General features: G+C 56.6%; 16 protein-coding genes and 2 tRNA genes. 6 read left to right on the top strand and 12 right to left on the bottom strand.

Annotation, left to right across the window (positions count from 1 at the left end; genetic code table 11):
• Positions 1-4: 4 nt before the first annotated feature.
• Positions 5-559 (top strand): CDP-diacylglycerol--glycerol-3-phosphate 3-phosphatidyltransferase, encoded by a 555-nt coding sequence (pgsA, locus tag RVM24_RS06015; protein ID WP_152438251.1) that lies wholly within the window; start codon positions 5-7, stop codon positions 557-559.
• A gap of 11 nt (positions 560-570) precedes the next feature.
• On the opposite strand, the gene RVM24_RS06010 is transcribed toward pgsA, so the two are convergent.
• Genes RVM24_RS06010 through RVM24_RS05995 form a run of 4 tightly spaced genes read right to left on the bottom strand, consistent with a single transcriptional unit; the run spans position 571 to position 4,108 of the window.
• Positions 571-1,194 (bottom strand): ABC-type transport auxiliary lipoprotein family protein, encoded by a 624-nt coding sequence (locus RVM24_RS06010; protein WP_431475124.1) that lies wholly within the window; start codon positions 1,192-1,194, stop codon positions 571-573.
• Entirely contained in the window at positions 1,191-2,129 is a 939-nt protein-coding gene (locus RVM24_RS06005) for an MlaD family protein (RefSeq protein ID WP_431475123.1), read from the bottom strand. Before RVM24_RS06005 ends, RVM24_RS06010 begins: the two co-directional genes overlap by 4 nt.
• Complete coding sequence (locus tag RVM24_RS06000) at positions 2,129-2,944, bottom strand: ABC transporter ATP-binding protein (RefSeq protein ID WP_431475122.1); 816 nt, start codon at positions 2,942-2,944, stop codon at positions 2,129-2,131. Before RVM24_RS06000 ends, RVM24_RS06005 begins: the two co-directional genes overlap by 1 nt.
• A 12-nt stretch (positions 2,945-2,956) precedes the next feature.
• The gene (locus tag RVM24_RS05995; RefSeq protein ID WP_431475121.1) at positions 2,957-4,108 is read right to left on the bottom strand and encodes an MlaE family lipid ABC transporter permease subunit; all 1,152 of its coding nucleotides are present in this window, start codon (positions 4,106-4,108) and stop codon (positions 2,957-2,959) included.
• A 281-nt stretch (positions 4,109-4,389) separates the two neighbouring features.
• Here RVM24_RS05995 and RVM24_RS05990 point away from each other — a divergent pair, with 281 nt between their 5' ends.
• A complete protein-coding gene (locus RVM24_RS05990; protein ID WP_431475120.1) occupies positions 4,390-5,121 on the top strand; it encodes a murein L,D-transpeptidase catalytic domain family protein in 732 nt (243 codons plus the stop codon).
• Positions 5,122-5,127: 6 nt separating this feature from the next.
• Here the strand turns inward: RVM24_RS05990 and RVM24_RS05985 are convergent, their stop codons facing one another.
• Positions 5,128-5,832: an START domain-containing protein gene (locus tag RVM24_RS05985; protein WP_431475119.1), complete on the bottom strand. Its 705-nt coding sequence runs from the start codon at positions 5,830-5,832 to the stop codon at positions 5,128-5,130.
• 239 nt (positions 5,833-6,071) lie between these two features.
• On the opposite strand from RVM24_RS05985, the gene RVM24_RS05980 reads away from it, so the two are divergent.
• Positions 6,072-6,147 (top strand) — tRNA-Gly (locus RVM24_RS05980).
• Positions 6,148-6,201: 54 nt separating this feature from the next.
• Positions 6,202-6,275: transfer RNA gene (locus RVM24_RS05975), tRNA-Cys, on the top strand.
• Positions 6,276-6,578: 303 nt separating this feature from the next.
• Here the strand turns inward: RVM24_RS05975 and RVM24_RS05970 are convergent.
• On the bottom strand, positions 6,579-7,826 hold the full coding sequence (locus tag RVM24_RS05970) for an NAD(P)/FAD-dependent oxidoreductase (protein WP_431475118.1): 1,248 nt from the start codon (positions 7,824-7,826) through the stop codon (positions 6,579-6,581).
• A gap of 101 nt (positions 7,827-7,927) precedes the next feature.
• Between RVM24_RS05970 and RVM24_RS05965 the strand changes: the two genes are divergently transcribed.
• The gene (locus RVM24_RS05965; RefSeq protein WP_431475117.1) at positions 7,928-8,728 is read left to right on the top strand and encodes an SDR family NAD(P)-dependent oxidoreductase; all 801 of its coding nucleotides are present in this window, start codon (positions 7,928-7,930) and stop codon (positions 8,726-8,728) included.
• Positions 8,729-8,747: 19 nt separating this feature from the next.
• On the opposite strand, the gene RVM24_RS05960 is transcribed toward RVM24_RS05965, so the two are convergent.
• The 6 genes from RVM24_RS05960 to RVM24_RS05935 all read right to left on the bottom strand — a co-directional run bounded on the left by RVM24_RS05960 (position 8,748) and on the right by RVM24_RS05935 (position 15,750).
• Positions 8,748-9,077, bottom strand: coding sequence for an EAL domain-containing protein (locus tag RVM24_RS05960; RefSeq protein ID WP_431475116.1), 330 nt, complete (start codon positions 9,075-9,077; stop codon positions 8,748-8,750).
• Positions 9,064-9,819 (bottom strand): IS21-like element helper ATPase IstB, encoded by a 756-nt coding sequence (gene istB / locus RVM24_RS05955; protein ID WP_431475115.1) that lies wholly within the window; start codon positions 9,817-9,819, stop codon positions 9,064-9,066. Before istB ends, RVM24_RS05960 begins: the two co-directional genes overlap by 14 nt.
• Before the next feature lie 14 nt (positions 9,820-9,833).
• Positions 9,834-11,378, bottom strand: a complete 1,545-nt coding sequence (gene istA, locus RVM24_RS05950) for an IS21 family transposase (protein WP_431475114.1) — start codon at positions 11,376-11,378, stop codon at positions 9,834-9,836.
• Positions 11,379-11,542: 164 nt separating this feature from the next.
• A complete protein-coding gene (locus RVM24_RS05945; protein ID WP_431475113.1) occupies positions 11,543-13,147 on the bottom strand; it encodes a putative bifunctional diguanylate cyclase/phosphodiesterase in 1,605 nt (534 codons plus the stop codon).
• A 338-nt stretch (positions 13,148-13,485) separates the two neighbouring features.
• The gene (ltrA, locus tag RVM24_RS05940) at positions 13,486-14,763 is read right to left on the bottom strand and encodes a group II intron reverse transcriptase/maturase (protein ID WP_431475112.1); all 1,278 of its coding nucleotides are present in this window, start codon (positions 14,761-14,763) and stop codon (positions 13,486-13,488) included.
• A gap of 780 nt (positions 14,764-15,543) precedes the next feature.
• On the bottom strand, positions 15,544-15,750 hold the full coding sequence (locus tag RVM24_RS05935; RefSeq protein WP_058091071.1) for a cold-shock protein: 207 nt from the start codon (positions 15,748-15,750) through the stop codon (positions 15,544-15,546).
• 445 nt (positions 15,751-16,195) lie between these two features.
• On the opposite strand from RVM24_RS05935, the gene RVM24_RS05930 reads away from it, so the two are divergent.
• Positions 16,196-18,568, top strand: coding sequence for a sensor domain-containing phosphodiesterase (locus RVM24_RS05930; protein WP_431475111.1), 2,373 nt, complete (start codon positions 16,196-16,198; stop codon positions 18,566-18,568).
• The last annotated feature ends 37 nt before the right edge of the window (positions 18,569-18,605 follow it).

Raw genomic sequence — 18,605 nt, 5'->3', positions numbered from 1 at the left:
GTCCATGAATTTACCCAACGTACTGACCATGTCTCGCATCGTGATGATTCCGGTGTTCGTGGTTGTTTTCTATCTGCCCATGCAATGGAGTTACATGGCCAGTGCCGTTATCTTCGCCCTGGCGGGTATCACCGACTGGCTCGATGGCTACCTTGCCCGCAAGCTCGACCAGAGCACGCCATTTGGCGCTTTTCTGGACCCGGTAGCAGACAAGCTGATGGTGGCGGTGGCACTGGCAGTATTGATTGAAGAACATGCCGCGGTGCTGATGACTATTCCGGCGACCATCATCATCGGCCGGGAGATTGTTATCTCAGCCTTGCGGGAATGGATGGCGGAAATGGGTAGCCGGGCCAGTGTTGCGGTTTCCTATATCGGCAAGATTAAAACCACCGCCCAGATGGTGGCGATTGTTGGCCTGCTGGCGTTTCCACCGGGGCAGCTACTGGCGTATGTTTCGATCGGGCTGTTGTATCTGGCGGCGGTTCTTACGCTATGGTCAATGGTGCTGTACCTGCAGGCGGCCTGGCCCGACCTGTTCCCGGATAACGATCACTGACGTCTCCGGTACTAGCGTTGTCTGGCCTCGGCCAGACAGGCGTACGCCCAGCGATTCGTGGCTTCGGCCAGCGCCCGGGAACTCTCACTGAAAGCCTCCATCAAGGCATCCACTGAGGCGCTCTCAGCTCGCTGCTCCACCCGTTGGCTTTTGCTGCAAAGGCTTCTCCGGGTGCGATTGCCCATGATCTCTGCATGTAATTCCATCACCACCGTAATACCCTGATCCTGCCTGTTCTCAGCATGAAAGGCCGATAGTTCGGAAATCAGGGTATGGCTGGCGAACGCCGGACTGGTGTCAGTGACAACATTGTCAAACCCGCCGTTGAAACGAAAACTCTGTATCAGATAGTCTCGGACCACCACCGGAATGCTGTCACGCCAGCGAACTGCAGGTAACGCCTGGAACTCATAAAGCGAAGGTTTAAGCAAGACCCTTGCGCTGTCCAGTGGGTCTGAAGCCAGCGGGGTATCTATTCTTAGCGAAACCGGCCGGGGAGTTTCCCGCATTGGCTCGGAAGCATACGGGGCAAGATCCATAGCCCGTGGCGGCTCTGGCGTTGGGAACACGGTGCAGGCAGTCGTTAGCGTGGCTGCGGAGATACAAACCGCCAGCCGGCGGAGGCCGATTGTCATTGCTCAAATTCCTGGAGGTTGGGGCCGCCACGAAGGGTGCCTATTGGGTCTGCGTCGAGTCTGCGGGTAAAGGAATTCAGGTTGCGAAGAGTGTTGCGCATTTCGCGAAGTACCGGTGTGATGTCACCCAGGCCCTGAATCCCTGCATCCAGCACCTGTTCATTGTCTTCGGTCAGTCGGTCCAACCGGCTCAGGGTAGGCTGCAAGGTAGACAGGGCCAGGGTCATGGATTCCAGCACCGGCGCGATTTCCCGCTCCAGGGTTTGGCGCGCCCGGTCCGATGTGTCAGAAACCTTGATCGCGGCTTCCTCGGCGCGGATAGCGGCGGTGTCGAACTGAGCCATCAGGGCAAGCAACTCTTCCCGATTGGCGAGCAATGATTCCGTTGCCAGGCGGGTGTTGTCCAGAATGGCCGATACGTTCTCCAGGTTCTCCGACGCAAGCAAGCGGTTCATGCTGGTTAACAGTTGTTCTGCACTTGAGATCATGGCCTCACCGTTATTCAGCAGGTTGGAAAACGCCGATGGCTGTGCGTTGATGAGCGGTGGGTTATCACGGTTACCCTGAAGTACCGGGCTGTCGGTTGTGCCGCCGGTGAACTGGACACTCATGCTGCCGGTAATATTGGCAAGAACCAGCTCCGCCCGGGTGTTCTCCCGTACCGGGATGTCGCGATCCACACGCACCAGCACCCGAACATGGGCGGGATTGTCTGGTGCCAGGGACAGCTCGAGAACATCGCCAACCGGAACGCCGCTGTATAACACTGGATTGCCTTTTGACAGCCCGCCCACCGGGTGATCAAAGCCTATCTGGTAGTAAGCCCACTCGCGGTCTGCAGTCGATTTGCCCAGCCATAGTGCAAACAGCAGGGCAGCTGTTACTGCAACCAGCGTGAACAGTCCGATAATAACGTGATGGGCCTTTGGCTCCATTAAACGGGCTCCTGTCTGGTCAGCCGGTTATGTGCATCAATCGCGGCCCGCCCCCTGGGGCCATGAAAGTATTCCTGTATCCATTCGTCGTCGGTCTTGGCGACGTTTTTAAGTGTGTCTGCCACCAGCACTTTTTTACGGGACAATACGGCTACCCGGTCACAGGTTGTGTACAGCGTATCCAGATCGTGGGTAACAAGAAATACTGTCAGCCCAAGGGCGTTCCTCAGGGTCACGATCAGTTCGTCGAACGCTGCCGCGCCGATCGGGTCCAGCCCCGCTGTGGGTTCGTCCAGAAACAGCACCTCCGGGTCCAGCGCCAGGGCGCGGGCCAGGGCGGCTCGCTTCACCATACCACCGGAAAGCTCGGCCGGGTATTTCAGGGCGGCATCTGCTGGCAGCCCGGTCAGTGCCAGCTTCATCCGGGCAAGTTCCTCGGCCTCCGTTCGGGTAAGACCCGCGTGCTCGACCAGTGGCAGTGAAACGTTTTGCATCAGATTCAGCGAGGTAAACAGGGCGCCACCCTGAAAAAGCACGCCGAATCGCTGCTCATACAGAGACCGCTCTGTGCCAGAAAGTTCTGTGAGATCAACATCAAAAAGCTGAATGTGACCGTCTGAAGGTGTGTTGAGGCCCACGATGCTGCGCAGCAAAACCGATTTGCCCGTGCCGGAACCGCCGACAACCCCAAGGATCTCCCCGGGAAAGAGGTCCAGCTCCAGGTCCTCGTGGACCACGTGATCACCGAAACGGTTACACAGCCCCCGCACCTGGATCACCGGTGTTGAAGGGCTGTGGCCTTTCTGTGGTTTCATCTCCGGCATGACTTACCAGCCCATTTCCATGAAAAACAACGCCGCTATGGAGTCCAGCAGGATCACCATAAAGATCGACTGAACAACGCTGGAGGTGGTGTGTTCGCCCACCGACTGGGCACTGCCCGCCACCTTGAAGCCTTCGAGACAACCAATGACCGCAATCAGGAAGGCAAATACAGGGGCCTTTCCGATACCTACCAGAAAGTGCTTCAGGGCAATATCCCGCTCCACGATGGCTATAAACTGACTTGGTGGAATATCCAGTACCAGTGCGCAGACGGCGGCACCGCCCACCATTCCGGAGATCATGCCAATGAAGGTGAGCACTGGCAGGCTGACCATCATGGCCAGAACTCGCGGGACTACAAGCAGTTCCACCGGATTCAAACCCAGGGTACGAATGGCGTCGAGCTCTTCATTGACCTTCATCGCGCCGATGTGAGCGGTGAACGAGCTGGCGGTGCGCCCGGCGAGCAAAATGGCTGCCAGCAGAACGCCAAACTCCCGCAGGAACGAAAAAGCCACAAGATTCACGGTGTAAATCGTTGCGCCAAAATCTTCCAGCACTGTAGCTCCCAGAAAGGCGACAACGGCGCCCACCAGAAAGGTCAGCAGTGCAACAATGGGCAGGGCATTCAGCCCGGTGTCATGCACTGCAGCCACAAATGGCGTGATGCGCCACCGCTTTGGCCGGGGCAGGATATAAAACAGGGTGGCGAGGGTTTGCCCGATAAAGCCTGCAAGCATCCAGAGCAGGCGGGCAATGGCGGTCACTTTCTCTCCGACGTCGGCCAGAAAATCCAGCAGAGCGTTTTTCCGGGCGGGCTGCCAGGTGGCTCCTGCCATCGCTTCGGCAACGGTGATGAGAAGTTGCCGCTGTTCATCAGGGAGGTAGGCCATTTCTAGAAAACTCAGAAGTTGTTCCGGGCCTGTCAACCGGGCGATCAGCGCGGCCCCTGCCGTATCAACCCGGCTTAGCTTCTGGAACTCAATGTTGGTGATCGTGGTTCCGCTGGCCTGAACCTCGGCTATTCGCTGGTTGAGTACCGAATAATGGGAGAGGGTCCAACTGCCGGATAGGGTCAGGGTGTCACCGTTGCAGGCAAGGTTACCGGGGGTGTCGCGGTGTGCTGTCGTCGAATAGCCGGAATCAGTCGCCACGGGTGCCGTTAATCCTTGTCCGGTAGGCAGAAAAGATATTCTCAAGCTTAAAGATTCCGGAACTGGTCTGCCAGTATCTTTGGTTTTTCGTAACCTTGCCGGAGATCGCGTCGGTGACTTTTCGGTCTTTTTATGCAGCGGAAATGGAGGCTCGCGTGTCCACCATTTGTATGGGAACGGTTAAAAATTGTACGGAATGAACGGCGTCTCAAAATTCTCTGTTAGAATAAGGCATCTTTTCAAGCAGGTAGCTTATCTTCCTGAATCCTGAGGTAACGTGCATGCCCAAGCATCACAATCGACGCGTTTTTTCATTGTTTTCCGGCCTGGCTATCTCTTTAGCTATTACCCTACCGGCCCAGGCCCAGTCATTGGATGACCAGTTGCTTGCCCGCCTTGCCAGTGTTGCTCCCAAGCTGAACCCGGAAGTGCTTGAGGCAGCCTTTAAAGCCACTCACTGCGCCATCGCCAACGGCGTTGCCATGCCCGAACGGCTTGCAGTGATTGATTTTTCACTCCATTCCAGCCAGGAGCGGATGTGGATTTTTGATCTGGAGCAGGGCGATTTACTGCTGCGGGATCTGGTTGCTCACGGCAGAAACTCAGGCAATGAAGAGGCAACTGCCTTCTCGAACATTGAGGGCAGTTACCAGTCTAGCATCGGGCTGTTCAAGGCCAGTGAATCCTATCGTGGTATGCACGGGTACTCCTTGCGACTGGACGGCCTGGAGCCAGGCATTAACGATCTTGCGAGGCAGCGGGCCATCGTGATTCATGGCGCAGATTATGTGAACAGCAACTGGGTGGATCAATACGGGCGCATCGGCCGCAGTCATGGCTGCCCGGCGGTAGACCAGAAAGTGGTGCAAACCGTGGTGGACAACCTCAAAGGTGGCCAGTTGGTCTTCAAATACTACCCGGACCAGAACTGGCTGCAGACCTCCAGCTTCCTCAACTGCGACAGTGCTACCCAGGTGGCAGGCAATCGTGCGGCCCGTGGTGGCAATAGCTGAGGTAGCTCAGGAATCGCCGGTCGGGAAGCGCAGGTTGTGCTTCTCGACCAATTCTTTCGGCGGCGCGCTCGTTGAATAGTCACGATAGGGTGATGTTTCCATCATCCGTTTTAACCCTTCCAGTGTTCGAATTGGTGCATCGGTAGCCACAATATTGGCCACCCAGGCGGGCACCAGACCTCCCGGATCCATATGGGTGGTGAATGTTACCCGTATCCAGCCATCCTCAAGCGGTTCTACCAAAAAGCTGTTATCCAGCATTGGGATGCGCACGTAACCGGATTGCTGCGGGGCATCATCCGGGCGGCCCGTGGATTGCACCGTGACAGCGCCACCCGGTTCGTCCTGAAGGAATACGGACTTCATCACCACATCCCGGTCTGAGGCTGGCCAAACGCCATCAAATTTCATCCACAGTAGCCGCTCACCATCGTCTGTGATGTGGTAGTTGGCTTCCTGGCAGTTGTAGATCCACTGTTGGCACAGGGAGATGTCATCAATCACCGATAGTGCAGCCACCATGGAGTGCTGAATTTCAACCACACCGCGGAACTGCTTGATTGGTGTATCCGAAACTGTCCTGACATAGGTGTTGATGTCAGACCGTTCCTTGCCTTGCTGCTTGGGCGTCCATCCTTCGCCAGATGCGTGGCTCGCCACCATGGTTGACAGGCTAACGAGGGTGGCGAAGACGGTTGCGGGAACGCGCATGGTATTGGTCTTCCTGTTAATGTGATTGGGTGTCATGGATTATGAAAGATGAGGGGGCGATAAACCATTGCGCAGATAACGGTTCTGATGGGTTGGCCGGAAATGACAATAGCGGGGCTATTGGCTAAAGTTTGTTCACAATTGCCGTAAAAACAAAAACTTGAAAAAAAGGTGTTGACGCCCCCGGCGGAATCCGTAGAATACGCAGCCGTTGACGAGGCAAAGCCTCTAGACGAAGAGCGGGAATAGCTCAGTTGGTAGAGCACAACCTTGCCAAGGTTGGGGTCGCGAGTTCGAATCTCGTTTCCCGCTCCAATTTCCAAGTCTCTCACGCCTCCTGAGAGCAAAAGCCAGAATCCAGGCTTACCCGGCGCGGTGGCAGAGTGGTTATGCAGCGGACTGCAACTCCGTGTACGCCGGTTCGATTCCGACCCGCGCCTCCATTTTTACCATATCTTTTTGTACCTTAGGATCCAGAGCATTAACCGGCGTATGTGCTGGGAAGGTTCTGCGAACATATTTTTCGTGTTTGTTCGTGTCTGTCAGCGAATTTAGCGTCGGTTCGTGCTGGCCCATAATAGGTGTTCCTCAGTAACGGAGGAGATGACTCCATCGAATGCGTGAGGGCTCTACCAAAGCTTCCGCTCCCACCAATAATCCTCAGCTTTAAGAGCTCCCTTAACCGCCGCTATACCCAGTTGTCTAAATGGCTCTAAAGGCCAGCGCACCGGTGTTCGATTAACAAATCAGGCCTGGGTTCGTTTACTCTCCCGGCCAATAGCCAGCTCCGCCAGGGTTTTCCCGCTGTATTGCGTCAGCGATACGCCATGGCCAGTGCATCCGCACAGGTACAGGGTGCGATCATCTTTGTAGAAGCCAAGGTTGGGAACCATGTCGAGGGTGAACGAAACAGGGCCACCCCATTGGTAATCAATGCCAATCTCCGCAAGTGGCGGGAACAGGGTTTTCAGATGTTTTTCCAGCGTCCGCCATGTTGGTTTGTGATGGTCGAGGCTCATGTTCTGGCCTGCGGTTGTCACAACGTTGGCGCCGCCAAAGGTAATGCGCCCGTCTGCCGTTGGCCTCAGGTAGTGAACCAGGTGCCGGTTGGTCTCTATACCGTAGCGTCCGGCCCAGCCGATGGCTTGCCACTGTTCTGGAGTAAGGGGTTGGGTGACGATCTGATGTGTCCAGACGGGGGTCTGATTGCGGCGAAACGCCCCCATTTCCGGTAGTAGATGGCTGTACGCGTTGGTTGCCAGTACAACCTTGCTGGCGGTGACGGTGCCGCCGGAGGTCTGCACAGTAACCCCGCCCCAGGGATAGGTGATGCCCTGACATTGGGTGTTCTCATAGATATGGACACCCAGTTGTTCGCAGATGGCTTTCCAGTGCCGGACGTGCTTCGCAGGATTCAGGATGCCGCATCGTTGCTCAAACAGGCCGGCTTTAGCCAGTGGGCTGTGAAGCCGTTGCGAGAGCTGGTCTTCGCCCCACCAATCAAAGGAGCTCGAAAACCCCAGTTCACGGTAGAGATCCTGCTGTTTTTGCAGGCGCTCAAGATGTTTGCTGGTCAGTGCAATCCGCAGAAAGCCATTGTGTTCGTAATCGCTGTCGAAGCTGTACCGGGTAACACATTCACGCACGTAGTCGACGGCATCTTGCATGTACTGGTGGGCGGCCCGGGCTTTCTCCTTGCCGTGAAGCAGGCAGGTTATTTCGGGCTCAAAGCCGAACAGGGTCATGGAAAACCCGCCGTTGCGCCCCGAGGCCCCAAAACCAACGGCACTGCCTTCCAGAACAGTGACGTCCAACGATGGCTCCAGTTCTTTCAGGTGCGCTGCACAGGACAAACCGGTGAATCCACCGCCAATAATCACAATATCGGTCCGGTGGTCTTCAATCAGCGGCAGGTTAGGGGAGTAGGGGCCAAATTGATTGAGCCAGAAAGATCGGATCTCTGGTGAGCCAAGTTTGCTGTAGTCTATGCCCATGGCGTTTATCACGTTGTTATATTTGAAGCCTTTCGGCAGAGGTGCGCCAAGGTGTATCAAGGTGGCGTTATAAAAACAAGACAAGAAACCGGAGTGTATTCATGAGTGTGAGCGGCAAGACCATTGTTCTGACGGGCTCGTCCAGTGGTATTGGTGAGCAGGCGGCCTATCAATTGGCCCGAAAAGGGGCGCGCCTTTGCCTTGTGGCTCGTCGGGAGGACGAATTAAAAAGAGTGCAGCAGGCTATTATCGCGGAGGGCGGCAAAGCCTGGGTATACCCGGCAGACTTGACCGATGAAGCCGGCTTGCGGTCGGTTGCGGATCGGATACTGGCAGAACACGAACGGGTGGATGTACTGGTCAATAATGCTGCCCGCTCCATCCGGCGCCCCATCGCCGAGGCGCTGGACCGGTTGCACGACTATCAGCGAACCATGAATATCAACTACGTTGCTGCGGTCGGGTTAACGCTGAAGTTACTTCCAAGGATGTTGGCGCAGGGCCGGGGGCAGGTGGTGAACATTTCCACCTTGTCCTCCCAGGTTCCGATTCCCTTGTTCTCCGCTTACCTGGCCAGCAAGACCGCGCTGGAGTCTTTCTCACGCTCTTTGTTGGCGGAAATGGGTGATCAGGGGATCGACGTTACCGTGGTGTACTACCCGATGGTTCGCACACCCATGTCGTCGCAAACCAGCATTTACAAGCACATGCCGATGATGACTCCGGATAAGGCCGCGGGATGGATCGTCAAGGCCGTAGATGAAGGGCCGGCAAGGGTTGGTAGCCTGATGGGGACTGCCGGCAGCATTGCGCTTGCGGCGTTACCTGGTCCGGTTACACGTTATACCCAGCCGTTGTTCAGGCTGATGGATAAAAAGCTTGGGGAGAAGATTCGCCCATAACGGTTACTGAAGGGGCGTTTTATTGCCCCATACTCACCAGATACGCTGGCATTGAATCGGCTGGCATGGGCCTGGCGTAAAGATATCCCTGAGCCAGATCACAGCTCAGGGTCTTGACGAGATTGTCTTGTTCACTGGTTTCCACGCCTTCCACGACTACGCTCAAGCCGAGACTGTGCCCAACGGTGATGATGGCTTGCATGATCGCCATATCACTGTTGTTTTCCATGGCATGGTGCAGATGCGTATTCCGGCGAACGTGACCGGTCATTCCGGGGATCGTGACCGATTTGCACACGGCCATCGCGCTGGAGTCGGTTTTGTACTCTGAGCGGTCACGATGGGTCAACTGATTCCGTATTTTGTGCTTTGGCTTTGCGCAGTGATTCCCCCTTCAGATTGAGTCGGTGAGCGCCGTGCAGGAGCCGATCCAGGATGGCGTCGGCGAGCGTGGCGGAGCCGATGTAGTCGTGCCAGTGCTCCGTGGGTAGCTGGCTGGCGATGAGCGTTGAGCCTCGCCCGTGCCGGTCTTCGATTACTTCCATCAGGTCTTGCCGTTGTTGCGCGGTCACCTTCTGCATGCCCCAGTCGTCCAGGATTAGCAGGTCGGTCTTCAGCAGCTGGTTCATCAGTCGTGCGTAGCTGCCATCGCCGTGGGCGATGCGCACCTGCTCGAACAGGCGCGGCACCCGCAGGTAACGCACCGACAGCCCCTGTCGGCAGGCCTGGTTGCCCAGGGCGCACGCCAGCCAGGTCTTGCCGCAACCGGTTGGTCCGGTGATGCACAGGTTCAGGGACTGGCGGATCCAGTCACAGCTGGCAAGGTCCGCCATGCGGGAGCGTTCCAGCCCCCGTGGATGGCGGTAATCGATGTCTTCCACGCAGGCCGGAACCCGCAACCGGGCCGCCTTGAGCAGGCGGTCCAGCCGGCGGTTTTCCCGGTGTAGCACCTCCCGGTCGATCAGCAAGGCCAGGCGTTCCTCGAACGCCAGGTCATGGGTGTCGGGTTGTGCCCGTTGTTGCTCCAGGGCATCGCACATGCCGGTCAGCTTGAGTTGGCGCAGGGTGTCGAGAGTGTTTTGAGTCAGCATAGGTTTCTCCGGGATCAGTGGTAGTAGCGGGGGCCACGAACATTGGTGTGAACAGGCAGATCGGTCAGTTCCGTTTCCTCCTCAGCCAGTGGCAGAGGCAGTTGGTCCAGACCCTGCTTCAGGATCGAGGTGATGCTCTGGTAGCTGGCCGAGTTGATGGACAGCGCCCGTGCACAGGCCTGTTCCAGGCGGTCACGGCTGTAACGTCGGCTCAGGTTCAACAGCCCCAGGCAGGCTCGGTAGCCATGTTCGGGGTGTGGGCGATCCTTGAGCTGGCGCTGAACCACATCGAGCGTGGCGGGACCGATGTCCGTGGCCCAGTTCAGGAACCGCCCGGGAGACCAGTTCTGATGGGCCTGGTGGGATTTGGGCATGTGCTCGGTCAGGGTGACGAAGCGGCTCTTGCCGTGACGGGGATGCAGCGCCACCCGCTGGCCCTTGTGCATGACTTCCACGGCGGTGTCGGTGACCCGCACATCCAGCTTCATGCCCACCAGAGCGTGAGGCACGCTGTACAGGCGTTTGTCGATCTCGATGTGGTAGTCGATGCCCGGTCGTGCCTTGCGCCACTCGGCGTAGACGTAGGGCGTTGCGGGGAGCGGCCTGAGTGCGGGTCGGTCCAGTGCCTCGAACAGGCTCTGGCGGCTCTCGGATCGTCCCTGGAACGGACGCTGGTTGAGCGCCGGCAGCAGCTCCGCGATGGCAGCATTCAGCTCGGCCAGGGAGAAGAACGTCCGGTGTCGCAACCGGGCCAGGATCCAGCGCTCGACCAGCAACACCGCGGCCTCAGCCTTTGCCTTGTCCTTGGGTTTATAGGGCCGTGCTGGCAGTACCGCCGTCTGGTAATGGGCCGCCAGTTCCGCGTAGGTCTCATTGATCTGGGGCGTGTACCGATCCGCCTTGGTGACCGCCGCCTTGAGGTTGTCCGGAACCAGCAGTTCCGGCACGCCACCGTAGAACACCAGCATCCGCTGGTGGGAGGCGATCCAGTCCGGCAGAGACTGGCTCCAGGTGGCCTCGGCGAAGGTGTAGCTGGACGCGCCCAGCACGGCCACAAAGACCTGGGCCTTACGCATCTCACCGGTGCTGCGGTCCACCACCGGCACAGTGGGCCCGCAGTAGTCGATAAAGACCTTCTCACCGGCCCGGTGGATCTGGCGCATGCTGCGCCGTTGTTGCCCCCGCCAGAGCCGGTAGTGGTGGCAGAACTGGCTGTAGCGGTAGGCCTTGTCACCGTGGCGCTCCACGTACTCGGCCCATAGCAGTTGCAGGGTGACGCCCTTGGTCTTTAGCTCCTGGTGGACCTGGAAGTAGTCGGGTTCAGCAAAGCGTGCGGGTGGCGTCCTGGCCGGGAACAGTAGCGATTCCAGCCGGACTTCATCCACCCCCTCTGGCAGCGGCCAGGTAATACCCTGAACCTGGGCCAGGCTGACGTACTTGCCCACCACGCCCTTGGACAGGCTGCAGGCACGGGCAATGCGCTCGTGGCTCAGGCCCGCTTCGTACTTGAGGCGCAAGACCTCGATGATCTGTCGCATGGAAATCCTCGCAGCCGGCATCCGCTCTTCCTCGTAATGAAAAAGAAGCGGGTATGCCGGATAAAGTTGAAGAATTCCAGCGCTTTGGCAGTGATTCCGGAGGAACGTGACCGGTGGCTCCGGCATCGTGACCGGCGATTCCGGAAAACGACCCGAAATCGGTCACGATAAAACGGAATGAGCGGTCACGATCGCCCGGAACAGGCGGTCACGTTCAAACGGAATGGGCGGTCACGATGGGCCGGAATATGCAGCAGAAAGCTCCGGTCAATCTTCAGGCTGCAAACGGGCAGTTTACGCAAATAGAGCAACGAAGAATAACCGGTGCCGAAATCGTCAATGGAAATGTGCACCCCGGCGTTTTTCAGTCTTTCCAGTTGACCAATCTGTACTTCATCACCTTCGATCACTTCGTTTTCTGTTAGCTCTACGCCTAACTGGGAAGGACGCAGGTCATGATGGTGCAACTTCTGCAGGATATGGCTGGCCAAATGTTGGTTTGTCAGTTGTTTGCCCGACAAATTGATGTCAATTCGCAGGTCTCCAAGCGCCGTGTCCTTCCAGGCCGTAAGCTGCTTGCAGGCTGCATCAATAACCCAGTCTCCAATGCGGTTAATCAGTCCTGATTTTTCTGCCACCGGTATAAAGATATCCGGGGGTACGGTCCGTGAATTTTCATCAAAGCATCGCAGCAGGGCCTCACATGACCGCATGCGTCCGTTTTTCAGATCAATTTGGGGCTGGAAATACAGTTGCAGGGTGCCTGCAACCAGAGCGTTACGGAGGAGCGCCGTTATTTTCTGATAATGAAGCAGGCGATCATTGATGTCTGAGGTATAAAAACAGATGCTGTTTTTGCCGCTTTCCTTTGCCTGATACATCGCGGCATCGGCGTTTCCCATCAATTCTGGGACCGTCGTGCCATCATTGGGGTAAAGACTGACGCCGAAACTCGCGGTGACTTGATAGCAAGCGCCATTCAGAACAAAGCCACGCTCGAGCATACTGCTCAAGCGGCGCAATACTTCATGAATGCTTTCGGGACCGTCACAATCGAACATCAAGAGTACGAACTCATCGCCACCGAAGCGACTAAGCTGGTCGCAGCAACGAATTTCCCCCTTTAGGCCATTCGCAACAGCGAGCAGCAGTTCGTCTCCATAGTGATGCCCCAGGGTGTCATTGATCAGTTTGAAATTGTCGAGATCAATAAACACGACGGCGATCTCGCCGCTTTGGCGCCGTTCTGCCTCCATCAGGCGAGCCGACAGTTCAACTTCCATCATCCGCCTGTTGGGCAGTTGAGTCAGGTCGTCGAACTTAGCCATCCACTGGAGTTTGTCGTTGGCTTTCTTCTGCTCCTGCAAGCTGACATCGATGCAGAACATTTCGCAGTCGCCAGTGTCCTGCTTGATCATGACGTGACTGGAGTAAACCGGCACGAGGTGCCCATCCTTGTGCTTTAACTCAATTTCTTCTGGTGGAATGCTGATGTTGCGCTCCAACCAATCCTGGTGGGCGTCTATTACGCCCTCGCGCATATGGTCCGGAATGATCAGATCTTCCAGCAGCTGACCCTCGGCTTCTTCCCGGGTATAGCCGTAGAGGTGTCGGCTGGCATCGTTCCAATAGATTACCCGGCGTTTCCTGTCATAGCCTTGAACTGCGACCATTGGAAGGCTTTCGATCAGCTCATAGAAATCTTGCTCGCTCTGCTTGGTGGAAGCCCGCAAACGCCCATTGTCGTCAGCGGATGAACGGTGTCCTTTCGGTCCATTACGAGCCGACATTCTATGCCTCCCATATGCGCGTCCACAGAAATCAAAAATACCCGCTATATCTTTCAGCTGCTTAGGGCAGTATAGGTGCTATGTTTCGGATCGCCCAATGCTTGTACGGGGCACGTGGCAGAGTTGATCGACGGAGGGAGAGAGATTTCTTCGAACCGCGAGAAGCCTAGCGGTAAAGCCAGACCATGGGGGAATGCTACAGGTGATGATCGGGGAGGGAGGATGTTGTTTGCGGTGTTGCAAACTTTTCACGCCTAAAATAACGAGTAGGGTGAGGCGTCACCGCCTCATCCCTCTCACAGAACCGTACATACGGACCACGTATACGGCTCATGCCATTAACTTGCCCTGAACTCGGGGACAGGGATGCCGGTTCGTACTTTGGTCAGATCCATCAACCTCAGCTCATTGTGCAGGTAGGCGTTGGGTAAGGCCAGGCTTGCCAGCGGTGAAGCCGCATTACGCCAGCTTTGCATCTTGATGAACTTAAACGGCGGGCGATAGCCCAGCTGTTTCAGCCTCCGATGCAACCGGCCCGGCTTCTTCCACTGCTTGAGCTGGAGGCAGCGCAGGCGCCGCCTTAGCCAACTCATCACCTGCTTCAGCACCCTCGCGCAGTTCGCCACCCGGAAGTAGTTGGCAAAGCCCCGTAGCACCGGATTCAGCTCGCGGATAATCGCCGCAAGCCCGATGCCCCGGTTACGCTTTGTCAGCGCTTTCAGCTTCTGCTTGAGTTTCACCACCTTCTTATCCTGGATGCGGGTGTAGTTCGTGTAGATCACCACGCCCAGGAACTTTACCCCCTCATCGCTGTGGGCGATGTGGGTCTTGGTGACGTTCACCGTCAGCTTCAGCTCTTCTTCCAGATAGCGTTGGGCCACCCGTAACGCATTCTCCGCGCCCGCTCGTGAGCCGCACAGGATCAGGATGTCGTCCGCGTAGCGGACGATCCGGTGACCCCGCGCTTTCATGAACTGGTCGAAGGCGTCCAGGTAGGCGTTCGCGATCAGCGGGCTGATCACGCCGCCCTGCGGGCTTCCCAGCTCCGTTTCTTCAAGGTGGTACCCCACCATCACGCCGCTTTCCAGGAACTGGCGCAGCAGTGACAGGACACTGCCGTCCGTGATCCGTTGGCGGAACTGGCGGATGATCAGGTCATGGTTGAGCGTGTCGAAGCATTTCGACAGGTCCATGTCCACAACCCAGTCACGCCGGTATCGGCGGATAAACAACTCCGCCTTGCCGATGGCGTGGTGACCACTGCGTCCCGGACGATACCCGTAACTCGACGGGTGGAAATCCGGCTCGAAGATCGGTTCGATAATACGGCGCAGCGCCTGTTGCACAACCCGGTCCCGAACCGTCGGAATGCCCAGCAGACGCTCACCGCCGTCATCCTTGGCGATGGCTACGCGCCTGACTGGCTGCGCCCGATAGCGCTTTTCCTTCAGCTCGAGCAACAGGCACGACAGCTCCACCTCCAGATTCGCCTCAAACGCACCCAGGCTCTGCCCATCGATTCCGGCCGCGCCCTTGTTGCGTTTGATGTGTCTGAAGGCTTCATACAGGCGCTGTTTTGACAGCAATTGCCCGTACAGACTGTAGTATTTCCTCATGCCTGCTCATCTCTGTCGTGACGGCCTCGAGGATCGGTCTGGCTGCCGGTCTGTTTCAGGCGATCCGTCCGGGTACTAGCGCTCTGGCAATCTGCCGCCACAGTATCGCTCTACTCCCTTGTTCGGAGAACACCAGAGCCACTGCGTTCCCGCAGCACCCCGATGCACTTCCCTGCCCCGTCGGGCAGCTTGTGAACGCAGCGTCCACCTGTTCGCTCGTCGTCCGTCACTCTCGTTAATGACTTCCGCCCTTCGCATCCGACCAGAGCTTTTGACCCTGACCGGTCCGCTGAACCTCCGCCAGCGGTCATTCCGGTTTTGTCCTCCACGCTGTTACCAGGCTTCTCAGGCCGGAACTTCCTCACTACTACGGCTTCATCTGCCACCTCGCACCGACTGCGGCCTCGGCTTTCACCTTGCGCCACAGCCTCCGGCATCGCCGGATTCGGTGTCAGGCTTCCCCGGTTACTGCACCGGCTCCCTGTTAACGATGCCACCCTCAAACACAGCACAGGTCTGACTGAGTATCGGGCGTCGCGCTATTTTGCACGCTAACCCACCTGGACTGCCGAAGCAGGTTCACTTGCGTTGTGTACCGTTAACTTCCTATGGCTTCCTTCAGACCCCACCGTTGGCCAGTGACGCCCTTGCCAGTCGGATTGTCTTCCCCTCAGTCGGGGTGACGCCATCTTCTTTCAGATGGCCGGGTTTGCCGGCTTCGCCGGGCAAACAAAAAAAGGCAGCCGAAGCTGCCTTTTCTATCGTATCAGGGCCGTAAAATTACAGACCTACTACGTTATCCGCCTGAGGACCTTTCTGGCCCTGAGAAACGGTAAATTCAACCTGCTGGCCTTCTGCCAGAGTCTTGAAGCCGCCGCCCTGAATGGAGCTGTAGTGAACGAAAACGTCCGGGCCGCCTTCACGAGTGATAAAGCCAAAACCTTTTGATTCGTTGAAAAACTTAACAGTACCGGTAACAGTAGACATAGTTATAAATCCTGAATTCAATCATTTTAATTGCCGCCAGGCATCATTGTGAGGCTTGGTCAGCGGAGTGCGGGAAACAAAAAACTGGCGTGATCAAAAACAGGACGAAAGCTACTTGTTACAACTTACAACAGAGATGCGTCTTATTGATGAGTGCTGTGCTAAATCTTTCCAACGAGAGTCACTGTACTCCTGCCCGGTCCGAATAGAAAGCTATTTCTTATAGGCATTTACCCAAGGGCGGCAAATTGTCCTGTTGAAACGGTCCTCCATGGCGCGTCAAGCTGCAATGCCCGGTTACTAAAATCAATAACTCTCGCGGCAGCCTTGATCTACACTTCTTGTTGTAAGAGCAGTGGATAGAAGGATTGGTCGAAGGCCCTTCTAACAACTCAAATGCCGAAAAGGCTTGGTCTCTTGTTTCCTTACGCGGAGCAAAACCTGTATGCCCCTGGACCCTATGGAGAAAAGGCGCCTCGCTGCGCTTGAGAAGTTAGGGATTATGGACACGCCACCAGAGGAACGGTTTGACCGGCTGGTTCGAATCGCCCGCCAGTTTTATGGAGTCAAAACGGCCTTGTTTACCATTCTGGATGATAAACGCCAGTGGTTTAAATCCAAGGACGGCATTGATGCTCGTGAAACACCGCGCTCGGTGGCATTCTGCGATCACGCTATCCGCCAGGACAAAGCGTTTATTGTTGAAGATGCCACCCAGGACCCCCGCTTCAAATCGAATCCACTGGTCACCGGTGATCCACACATCCGTTTTTACGCTGGCATTCCTGTCCGGGAGCCCAGTGGTTTCAAGCTTGGTTCGTTGTGCATTATTGATGACAAGCCCCGTCAGATTCAGGAAGTGGACCTGGATGTACTTCGTACTTTGGCGAGTCTCATCGAAGACGAGCTGGAATGCGCCTATCTCACTGGAGGAGACGCGGGTGATGTCGCGGTGTCGCATCTCAGCCGGGCCATCCAGAGGGCTCAGAATGTCTTTCTGACCAATGACAACGAGCGGGCGGCGTTTGAGTTGATGCTGGCAGACTTGTTGGCCCTTACGGGTAGCCAGTTCGGGTTTATTGGTGAGGTGTTGTATCACGACGATGGCAAGCCGTACCTCAAGGTAGGCGCTATCACCAACATCGCCTGGAGCCCTGAAACCCAGGCCCTGTTCCAGCAGGTAGAACGCAGGGGCATGCTGTTTGAGAGGCTGGATAACCTCTTGGGGGCAGGGTTGGTGTCGGGCGGTGTGGTGCTTACCAACAACTATGCAAACGATGTGCGCCGCGGTGGCCTGCCACCTGGCCATCCTCCGATCTCCAGTTATATCGGGTTGCCGGTATACAGTGGCGGGAATCTGATCGGATTGGTTGGCCTGGCCAACCGGGTGGGCGGCTATAAAGAAAGCCTTGCCGACGACCTTGCTCCGCTGCTGCAGACCGTTGGCACCCTGATTGAACGGAAGCGTCTTTACCAGGAAAAACGTGAGCATCAACTCAGCCTGGAACAGGCCGCTAATTTTGATGCCCTGACCGGGCTGCCCAACCGGCGACGGTTAACGGAACTGTTTGAACAGGAGCTGTTTGAAGCCAAGCAGCGCAACGGCACCGTGGCGGTTTGTTTTATTGACCTCGATGGTTTCAAGGAGATCAATGATGAGCATGGACACTCCGTTGGTGATGCAGTTCTCAGGTCGATCGCGGAGCGGCTGAAGAATACCGTGCGGGGCCACGATGTGATCGCCCGCCTTGGCGGTGATGAATTTGTGGCGATACTTCGGGATGTAGACGATGAACGTGTGTATTCCCGCATTCTGGAAGCCATCCGCCAGCCCATCAGTTACCGGCACTTTGTTTTACACCTGTCTGGCAGCATGGGCGTGACAGTGTATCCGGATGACGACGCAGATACCGATTTACTGCTTCGCCACGCGGACCAGGCGATGTATGCAGCCAAGGAATCCGGCAAGAACGCCTATAAAATCTTTGACCTGCAGTCCCATTTTACCCGGAAAGAGCGAGTAAGGGTTCTGGAGCAGATTGGCCAGGCCATCAGTCGTGACGAATTGGAGCTGTATTACCAGCCCAAGATTGATTATAAGCACCAGACCATCGAAGGCTTTGAGGCGCTCATTCGCTGGAATCATCCCGACGATGGCTTGCTGGGCCCGGGGCACTTTCTGGAACATCTTGAATACACCGAATACGCTCGCACCGTTGGCAACCTGGTGATCAACGAAGCCATCGACAAACTGTTGCTGTTCAATAGTCAGGGTTTGGTCTATTCCCTGAGCGTGAATCTCAGCCCATCCCACTTTCTGGGCAAAACCTTCCCGGCAGATCTGGCCCAGGCAGTGGAGCGTTTGCCCCGCGGGCTCCGCCACCGGCTGATTCTGGAGCTGCTTGAAACCACCGCCATGGATGATGCCAGCCTGGTAATTGACACGCTTCGGCGGTGTCGGGACTTGGGGGTGGAGGTGTCGCTGGACGATTTTGGTACCGGCTATTCCTCTCTGGACTACTTCCGTAAGCTTCCTGCCCACGAGATCAAGATTGATCGTTCTTTTGTCAATGACATGCTGGACGATCCGGAGAGTGAAATGGTGGTCACCGCAATACTGGGCCTGGCCCGCAGCTTTGGTCGTCGGGTGGTGGCTGAGGGCATTGAAAATGCTGAGACTCACGCTCGTCTGATTGAACTTGGGTGCGATCTTGGGCAGGGGTTCTATTATGCGAAGCCGATGCCTTACCAACAGGCTTATGAATGGGCCGCGAATTTCCACTGGCAAACGGTTGAAGTTACCGCAGTTCATAGCTGAACTGGAGCTATGTAAAGGTTTGGCAAAACCTTGAGCA

Source organism: Marinobacter sp. KM021 (assembly GCF_050707965.1).
GTDB classification, from domain to species: domain Bacteria; phylum Pseudomonadota; class Gammaproteobacteria; order Pseudomonadales; family Oleiphilaceae; genus Marinobacter; species Marinobacter shengliensis.
The sequence above is the reverse complement of the archived record's forward strand: the minus strand, read 5'-3'. Positions and strand labels throughout refer to the sequence as shown.

Excerpts from the sequence above, each read along its gene's own strand:
- pgsA (WP_152438251.1), top strand. The coding sequence starts at position 5 with ATGAATTTACCCAACGTACTGACCATGTCTCGCATCGTGATGATTCCG.
- RVM24_RS06010 (WP_431475124.1), bottom strand. The coding sequence starts at position 1,194 with ATGACAATCGGCCTCCGCCGGCTGGCGGTTTGTATCTCCGCAGCCACG.
- RVM24_RS06005 (WP_431475123.1), bottom strand. The coding sequence starts at position 2,129 with ATGGAGCCAAAGGCCCATCACGTTATTATCGGACTGTTCACGCTGGTT.
- RVM24_RS06000 (WP_431475122.1), bottom strand. The coding sequence starts at position 2,944 with ATGAAACCACAGAAAGGCCACAGCCCTTCAACACCGGTGATCCAGGTG.
- RVM24_RS05990 (WP_431475120.1), top strand. The coding sequence starts at position 4,390 with ATGCCCAAGCATCACAATCGACGCGTTTTTTCATTGTTTTCCGGCCTG.
- RVM24_RS05985 (WP_431475119.1), bottom strand. The coding sequence starts at position 5,832 with ATGCGCGTTCCCGCAACCGTCTTCGCCACCCTCGTTAGCCTGTCAACC.
- RVM24_RS05970 (WP_431475118.1), bottom strand. The coding sequence starts at position 7,826 with ATGGGCATAGACTACAGCAAACTTGGCTCACCAGAGATCCGATCTTTC.
- RVM24_RS05965 (WP_431475117.1), top strand. The coding sequence starts at position 7,928 with ATGAGTGTGAGCGGCAAGACCATTGTTCTGACGGGCTCGTCCAGTGGT.
- istB (WP_431475115.1), bottom strand. The coding sequence starts at position 9,819 with ATGCTGACTCAAAACACTCTCGACACCCTGCGCCAACTCAAGCTGACC.
- istA (WP_431475114.1), bottom strand. The coding sequence starts at position 11,378 with ATGCCGGCTGCGAGGATTTCCATGCGACAGATCATCGAGGTCTTGCGC.
- RVM24_RS05945 (WP_431475113.1), bottom strand. The coding sequence starts at position 13,147 with ATGTCGGCTCGTAATGGACCGAAAGGACACCGTTCATCCGCTGACGAC.
- ltrA (WP_431475112.1), bottom strand. The coding sequence starts at position 14,763 with ATGAGGAAATACTACAGTCTGTACGGGCAATTGCTGTCAAAACAGCGC.
- RVM24_RS05935 (WP_058091071.1), bottom strand. The coding sequence starts at position 15,750 with ATGTCTACTGTTACCGGTACTGTTAAGTTTTTCAACGAATCAAAAGGT.
- RVM24_RS05930 (WP_431475111.1), top strand. The coding sequence starts at position 16,196 with ATGCCCCTGGACCCTATGGAGAAAAGGCGCCTCGCTGCGCTTGAGAAG.